This window comes from Micromonospora zhanjiangensis, assembly GCF_042650605.1.
GTDB classification, from domain to species: domain Bacteria; phylum Actinomycetota; class Actinomycetes; order Mycobacteriales; family Micromonosporaceae; genus Micromonospora_J; species Micromonospora_J zhanjiangensis.
In genome coordinates this window covers 1-1,185 of the sequence record NZ_JBHSBN010000109.1, presented here as the reverse complement: position 1 = coordinate 1,185, position 1,185 = coordinate 1, and the positions used below count along the sequence as shown (strand labels likewise).

Genomic DNA, 1,185 nt, shown 5'->3' with positions numbered 1-1,185 from the left:
CTAGTGTCGCGTAATTGAGATCGTTTACTTGTCGTTGTTGGTGAGGAGTTTGCGGACCTCGGTGTGGACCCAGCGGACCTTGGTCAGGATCTCGCTGGGGGTCGCGGTCCAGACGAACGGCTTCGCGTCGGTGTTCCAGGCGGTGACGTAGTCGTTGATCGCCCTGGTCAGGCGGGTGACGGAGGTGAAGGTGCCGCGTCGGATGGCCTGCCGGGTGATGATCCCGAACCAGATCTCGACCATGTTCAACCATGACGAGCCGGTGGGGGTGAAGTGGAAGACGATCCGGGGGTTGTCGGCGAGCCAGGTTTTCACCTCGTCGGTCGTGTGGGTGGACAGGTTGTCCACGACGACGTGCAGCTCACGGCCGGGGTAGGCGGCGGCGATGGTCTTCATGAAGGTCAGGAACTCAGCACCGCGTCGTTTCGGGAAGCAGCGGGCCGTCACCGTGCCGGTGGCCGTGTTCAGTGCGGCGAACAGGTTCGTGGTGCCGTGCCGGACGTAGTCGTGGGTGCGTTTCTCGGTGCGGTCGAAGTCGATCGGCAGCAGCGGCTGGGTACGGTCGAGGGCCTGGACCTGCGTTTTCTCGTCAACGCAGAGCACGACCGCCCCGTCGGGCGGGTTCAGGTAGAGGCCGACGATGTCGACGACCTTGTCGGCGAACGCCGGATCCCTGGAGAGCTTGAAGGTGCCGGACCGGTGCGGGGCAAGTCCATGCTGGCGCCACAGGTCGGCGATGAAGTTGTGCGACACCCTGGTCTCTTCGTGTCTGGCCAGGTAGTTCGCCAGTTCCCGGCTCGACCAGTGCGTGAGCCCCGTCACCGCCGGTGGGGCCATCCGGGTCAGGGCGAGGATCCGCGCCCGCACCGACCCGGGAACCTCGGCCGGCTTACCCGGCCGGGGTCGATCGGCAAGGCCCGGCACGCCGTGGTCGTGGTAGCGGCGTACCCAGGTGTTCACCGTCGGACGCGACACCCCGGCCAAGGCCGCGACCTCCTCCGCGCTACGGCCCTCGTCCCGCCACAACACCATCCGCGCCCGCCCGGCCACCACCGCGTCCACCCGCCGGTCACCCACCAGACTGGACAGCTCAACCCGCTGCTGCTGCGTCAACGCCACGAGCCCAAGTCAACCAGGATGAAGTAACACCAAGCCACGTAAAAGATCTCAATTACGCGACACTAG

General features: G+C 66.0%; 1 protein-coding gene. It reads right to left on the bottom strand.

What is annotated here, in order from left to right:
* Nucleotides 1-24 precede the first annotated feature (24 nt).
* Nucleotides 25-1,119, bottom strand: a complete 1,095-nt coding sequence (locus ACFOX0_RS34150; RefSeq protein WP_377553820.1) for an IS630 family transposase — start codon at nucleotides 1,117-1,119, stop codon at nucleotides 25-27.
* Nucleotides 1,120-1,185: the final 66 nt, after the last annotated feature.